The sequence below is a fragment of the Mycobacterium sp. genome (assembly GCF_019243155.1).
Classification (GTDB): Bacteria; Actinomycetota; Actinomycetes; order Mycobacteriales; family Mycobacteriaceae; genus Mycobacterium.
Window position 1 is genome coordinate 1 of the sequence record NZ_JAFAUS010000381.1, and the last position, 6,173, is coordinate 6,173.

Here is a 6,173-nt window from a genome sequence, read left to right on the forward strand (position 1 = left end):
CCGCAGAACAGCCAGGCGTACAGCTCCGGTGTGTGCCACAACTGGCCGGCGTTGTGTTCGAGGATGTCGACGACGCCCTTCATCAATACCGCGAACACGGCCAGCAACGAACCCGCCACCGTCGCCAGCAACAGCGCCGCTGCCGGACGTTGCGACCAGATGCGCGCACCCACCAAGCACAACAGCAACGGCGGACCGATCACGACGGCCACCACCACCCAGGTGTGCAGCGGCGCGCGCTGCAGGCCGCCCGTCGGATCCCCGACCGCGATCATGACCGCCAACGCCACGGCTAACAGCAGGGCCCACAACCACTCTCGGCGGGTGATCGAATGATTCGTCAGCTTGGCGTACATGGGCAGGGCGAACAACAGCGTCGTCACCTGCAGCGACATGACCAGCAACACCGAGCCGTCGTCAAGGGCCTGTGCCAGCAGCACGTAGCTGCCGATGTCTCCCAAACCGCCCAGCCACCAACGCTTGTCGCGCAGCAACATGCCGAACAGCGTCAGGTGGCCGACCTGCTTGTCGGTGACCTCCTGCGCGGACCGCTGGCGAATCACGTTGCCGATCGCGGCGGAAAACGCGGCGCACAGGGCGAGAATCGCCGCCAGGTGCGTGTCCGACACTGCCATGACCTCCTCGCCTGCCCGCAGTTGCGCTTTGCTCCAATCTAACCGCGACCCGTGCGCCGGGCGCGTCCAAGGCTCCACGGCCGGGCAGCCACCCGGAGCCCTACCGGTCGGCGACTGTCACCGACCGCCCCTCTCAAAGCGGGAATTTTGTGTCCGTGAGCTGCTCGGACAGCTCCCAGAGTGCGGCGGCGGTCGCCGGCCGGGTGGCCGGCCAGTTGCGCCAAGTCGGTTGGGTGCGGCCGTACAGGCCATAACGTGGGCCGACGAATGTATCGCCCCGAAGGTTCTGCGAGGCCGCGTACAAGGTTTGCCTGGCTCCGAAGTCGGCGTCGGTGGACACGATTCGGTCGACAGCCAGCACCAGCGCGTCGCCCAGTTTACGGCCGGAGTTGCCTTGCAGGTTGGTGTGCGACCAGCCCGGGTGGGCCGCGAGCGCGCGCAACGAAGAACCGGCGGCATCCAGGCGTCGCTGCAGCTCGCGGGTGAACAGCAGATTGGCCAGCTTCGACTGGCTGTAGGCCAGCCACGCCGAATACGGGCGGGACTGAAAGTTCAGGTCTTTGAGGCTGATGTAGCCGAAGTGGTGCATCAGCGAGGACACCGTGACGACGCGGTCGGTGAGCTTGCCCAGCAGCAGGTTGGTCAGCGCGAAGTGGCCGAGGTGATTGGTGCCGATCTGGCCTTCGAAGCCGTCGGCGGTGACGGCGTACTTGGTGGCCATGATGCCCGCGTTGTTGATCAGGACGTCGACGTCGGTGACCCCGTCGGCGAAGCGCCGGACCGAGGACAGATCCTGCAGATCGAGCGGACGCACTTCGACGCGTCCGGTCATGCGCGCGGCGGCGTCCTGACCTTTTTCGGCGTTGCGCACGGCGAGGATGACGTGGGCGCCGGCACGGGCCAACTCGCGGGCGGTCACCTCACCGAGCCCGGCGTTGGCGCCGGTGATGACCACCGTGCGGCCGGCGAACGAAGGCAGGTCTGCTGCGGTCCAACCAGGCATGACAGCCACCCTAACTATCGAAATTGCGCGGATCCGAACGGCCGCTGCGCCCACGGCGTGATCGGGCCCACCAAAATGCCGCGGGTATCGTGCTGGGATGGCCAGCGGAATTTCACCTGTCAGCGATGCGGCGGTGACTTCCGGATGTACCTAGGCGTCATCGTCAATCCGCTCGCGCGCAGGAACCGCAAACGCGGTGATCGTGCCGACGAGTTGCGGCGCATCGTCGGGCCGTGGGGCGAGGTGCACCAAACCGCGTCCGTCGTCGAACTGGGCAAGACGGTCGAGGAGATCTACCCGCGGCTTACGCATCTCGTCGGCGACGGTGGCGACGGTGCGTTGCACTGGCTGATCAACGAGGTGGAACGCTGCATTCCCGATCCACAGCGCTGGCCGACCTTCGTGCCCACCAACGGGGGCAGCGTCAACGCCGTCGCGCGCAAGGCGGGGGTGCGAGGGCGGCCGGATGCGATCATTCGGGCGCTCACGGACGCGGCGGAGGTGGGTCAGCCCCCGCCTGAGATGCAGCTTGACACGCTGGATCTGCGCGGTGAGTTCGCGGACGGCAGGCCGTTTCATCGCCTGTGCTTCGGGCTGGCGGCGGGAGGTGTGGGCAACCGCTTCTACGAAAGTTATTACGACAAGCCGGATCACGACCGGTTGGCCGTCGCGCGGGTGATCGCCCGCACGCTCGGCGACTACCTGACCTCCAAGGTCACCCCAGGCCGCTTGAAGACGCCGAATTATGCGTCCGTCCTGTTCACCCCGACCCGCGCCCGCGTCGTCATCGACGGCGAGGAGGTGCCGACGCGGACGCACCGGCTGCTGCACGCCGGCGCGATCGACCTCCGAATCGCCGGTCCGCTCCGGCTCTTTCCCAAGGCGGAAAAGCCTGGCCTCCTTCATTTCCAGGCGGGGGAGTTGCGGCCGTCGAAAATCGCCGTGCAGCTCCCCGCGGCGCTCACCAACGGGACCGTGCACGGTTCTCGAGTACGCGATATCAACGGCCGGGAGATGCTCATCGAAGCCGAAGACGAACCGCTCTCGCCGATCATCGACGGCGAGCGTTTCCCCGGCATCGTCAGACTGACGGCCGCCGCCGGACCACGCATCCGGGTCGCTCAGGTGGCTGCGTGACGAAAACCACCAGGCGATTACCGGCCGAAACCGGCCACCCGATGTCAGTACGTCAGTAGATCAGTCCCGGCACTCCGTAGTTCAGGAGCCTCCACGACGGTCGCCCGGGTGCGACGACCGCACCCGCGCAATCGTCCTACCGCGATACATGCCGATATATGCGCCCGTCCGCGGCGTATTTTCGAGTTGGCATTTCGTAATATGAATTACCGGCGGGAAAAACGAAATGGCCACTAAAAGCCAAAATTGCTCGAATAATTCTTTGGGCGAGTTAATGTGCGTATCCGCAAGTCAGTATCCGCAGAGTAGTCGATGCGAAGGGCCTGGTAGAGCCCAACTGACTTACTGAGATCCGTACTGGCGGAGATCCGTATTCTCGCATTAAGTTCAGTAGCTGGATTCTCGGCCCACTTTCGCTTCCTAAGTTTAGGCTGTGAAACTAATAGGCAGTGGTCGTAAATGCTGGAAACGTTTTGCGGGTGCAGGGCTGCGGCGCTACATTGGCTTTACCGAATGACTGAAGGAAGTTCTTTTCCGGTTAAGCCCGGCCTGGAAGGGGTGACTCCTACATGGAGACGCTGATCGATTACCTGCAGACGTGGGAAGCGCAAAAGCCGAACCAGACCCTCTTCCGGTTTGTCGACGCCGACGGCCGCGAGCTCGAGAGCTACACCTACGAGACCTTCGCCGGGCGGACGCGTGAGCTGGCGTCCTACCTTTCTGCAGAGACCGGGCTGAAGCCGGGAGACCGGACGCTGCTCGTCTACCCCCCAGGGCTGGAGATGGTGGCGGCGTTCTTCGCCTGCGCGCGCATCGGCGTAGTCGCGGTGCCGGTCAGCCCACCGCTGCCGATGGCGTTCGAGGCGGGGCTGGCCAAACTCAGCTATATCGCGCGGGACTGCCAGGCCAAGGCGGTGCTGTCGACCAAGCAGCTCGAGCACGACTATCGCCTTTTGGTCAATCACCTCCAAGAAGGTGGGCTGGCCTGGCCTGACAGCCAGGGGCTACCCGACCTGCCCTGGTTCCCGACGGACTGCGCGCGCGAGTACGGCGGCGCCCCCGTGGCGGACACGCCGGGCGAGGTGCTTTTCCTGCAGTACACCTCCGGGTCGACCAGCGACCCCAAGGGCGTGATCGTCAGCCACTCCAATGTCATCGCGAACGCCTCGGCCTACGATGGCGGCGAAATCGCGGTCAGCTGGCTCCCGCAACACCACGACATGGGCCTGATCTCCGCCTACTTCTTCATCGTGGTGCAGGGTGGGACAACGCACGCGATGTCGCCTGAGGACTTCCTCAAGCGGCCGTCGACCTGGCTGCGGCTGATCGCCGAGCAGCGCGCGACGCACACACCGGCGCCTAACTTCGCCCTCGAGTACTGCCTGCGGCAAGACAAGCTGCCCGACTCGGACCTGGCCGGGATCGACCTCAGCTGCCTGGACTCCATGGTCATCGGCGCAGAACCGCTGCGCGCCAAGACTTTCGCGAAATTCCGGGACCGGTTCGCGCCTTACGGTCTGCGCGCCGAGGCCGTCACCGGTGCCTACGGCCTGGCGGAGAACACCTTGGTCGTCTCCTTTCGGGGCCGGCAGACCCTGGCCGTGAACAAGCGGGCGCTGGCCGAAAACCTGGTCCGCGTCGAAAAGGCGTTGCCCCAGAACAACAACCAGGCCCTCCTGGTGAGTTCGGGCAAGCTCACCGCCGGAAACATCGTCCGCATCGTCGATGGCAAGACACGAGAAGCGTTGCCCGACGGCCACATTGGTGAGGTTTGGGTCGACGGTCCGTCGAAGGCGCGTGGCTACTGGCACCGTCCCGACCTGACCGCGGAGATATTCGCAGCCCGCATCGTCGGCGACGACAAGCGCACCTATCTACGGACCGGCGATCTCGGCTTCCTATATGAGGGCGAGCTGTTCGTCTGCGGCCGGACCAAGGACCTGATCATCGTCCGCGGTGTCAACACCTACCCGTCGGACGTCGAGGCCGTCGTGGAGCGATCGGCCCCGGAAATTCGGAAGGGCTGCCTCGTCGCGCTCTCGGTGGAGCACGAGGAGGAAGAGGCGCTGGTCGTGGTTGCCGAGCTGCGCGACACGCGCACCGTGCCGGACGGAAAAGCCCTGGCCCGCGCCATCCGCAAGCACTGTCACATCGATCCGCACGCCATCGAGTTCGTTCCGCCGCACAGCATTCCCAAGACCACCTCCGGGAAAGTCAGGCGCGCGGACACGCGTGCGCTCTGGCTCGACGACAAGCTGACCGTGGTGGACCGCTACACCCACCGTGCCCACCAAGCGCCGGACGCGAACACGGGACCGCTGGAGCGTTTCCGCCACCTCATCGACAGCTACGACCTGACCGGTGAGGAAGACTGCTCGTTCGCCGACCTCGGCATCGACTCACTCAGCCTGGCCGAGTTGCGCACGGACCTGCAGGGCCTGCTCGAAGAGCACGGCGCTGGCGAACTGGCCGACGAAGTCAACACGCGACTCCTGCAGCGCTTGACGGTTGCCGAATTCTTCGGCCTCATGCGCCAATTCGGCGATGGATCCGGGCAACCGCTCGACGCCCTGCGCCGGTCGCTGAACGAGATCTCGGCGGAGTACGAGGAATACGAGATCACCCAGATGCGTGCCGACGCGCAGTTGCCATTACCGGAGCTGCCGCCGGCATCGGCACGCGTGCCGAGGGACATCCTGGTGACCGGCGCGACCGGGTTCCTGGGGCCGTTCCTGATGTCTAGCCTGCTCGGGCAGACGTCCTACACCCTGCACGCACTGGTCCGCGCCACCGATGCCGAGCACGGCCTCGACAGGATCGTCGCCTCGCTGCGTCGCGCCCAGTTATGGTCCCCGGCACTGGAAGCCGAGGTCAGGGGACGGGTGCGAATCGTCTGCGGTGATCTCGCCGAGCCCGCACTGGGAATCGGTGATGAGGCGTTCCAGCGGCTGGCTGAAAGCGTCGACGGCATCGTGCACAACGGCGCCCTGGTCAACTACATCCGGACCTACGACGCCCTGCGGCCCACCAATGTGCTTGGCACGCAAGAGCTGTTGCGTCTGGCCATGACCGCGCACCGTAAGTCGTTCCACCTGGTCTCCAGCACATTCATCTACGGCTGGAGCACCGAGCCGGTGGTCGGGGAGTGGGACGCGAACGCGGCGATGAGCGGCCTGGACTTCGGCTACTCGCAGACCAAGTGGGTCGGCGAGCAGTTGGCGCTGGCCGCGCAGCGAAAAGGGCTCGACGTTCGCATCTACCGGCCGTCGCTGATCTCGCCCACCCGGGCGGGCTTCGGGAGCACGGATGACATCCTGGTGCGCCTCACCGCGTTCATGATCGAACACGGGCTGGCCGTCAACGCGCTCAACCAGATCAGCCTGCTGCCCGCGGATCTG

General features: G+C 65.5%; 4 protein-coding genes. 2 read left to right on the forward strand and 2 right to left on the reverse strand.

Translation table 11 applies throughout. The features are described from left to right. Both JOZ00_RS19800 and JOZ00_RS19805 read right to left on the reverse strand, forming a co-directional pair. Positions 1-629: DMT family transporter (locus tag JOZ00_RS19800; RefSeq protein ID WP_293346770.1), on the reverse strand; the 629-nt coding region annotated here is incomplete at its 3' end. 139 nt (positions 630-768) lie between these two features. Next, the gene (locus JOZ00_RS19805) at positions 769-1,638 is read right to left on the reverse strand and encodes an oxidoreductase (RefSeq protein WP_293346761.1); all 870 of its coding nucleotides are present in this window, start codon (positions 1,636-1,638) and stop codon (positions 769-771) included. 144 nt (positions 1,639-1,782) lie between these two features. On the opposite strand from JOZ00_RS19805, the gene JOZ00_RS19810 reads away from it, so the two are divergent. Both JOZ00_RS19810 and JOZ00_RS19815 read left to right on the forward strand, forming a co-directional pair. Next, positions 1,783-2,775, forward strand: a complete 993-nt coding sequence (locus JOZ00_RS19810; RefSeq protein ID WP_293346764.1) for a diacylglycerol kinase family protein — start codon at positions 1,783-1,785, stop codon at positions 2,773-2,775. 569 nt (positions 2,776-3,344) lie between these two features. After that, positions 3,345-6,173 (forward strand): AMP-binding protein (locus JOZ00_RS19815; protein ID WP_293346767.1); only part of this gene is annotated, 2,829 nt, incomplete at its 3' end.

Coding starts and splice junctions, on each gene's coding strand:
- JOZ00_RS19805 (WP_293346761.1), bottom strand. CDS start 1,638: ATGCCTGGTTGGACCGCAGCAGACCTGCCTTCGTTCGCCGGCCGCACG.
- JOZ00_RS19810 (WP_293346764.1), top strand. CDS start 1,783: ATGTACCTAGGCGTCATCGTCAATCCGCTCGCGCGCAGGAACCGCAAA.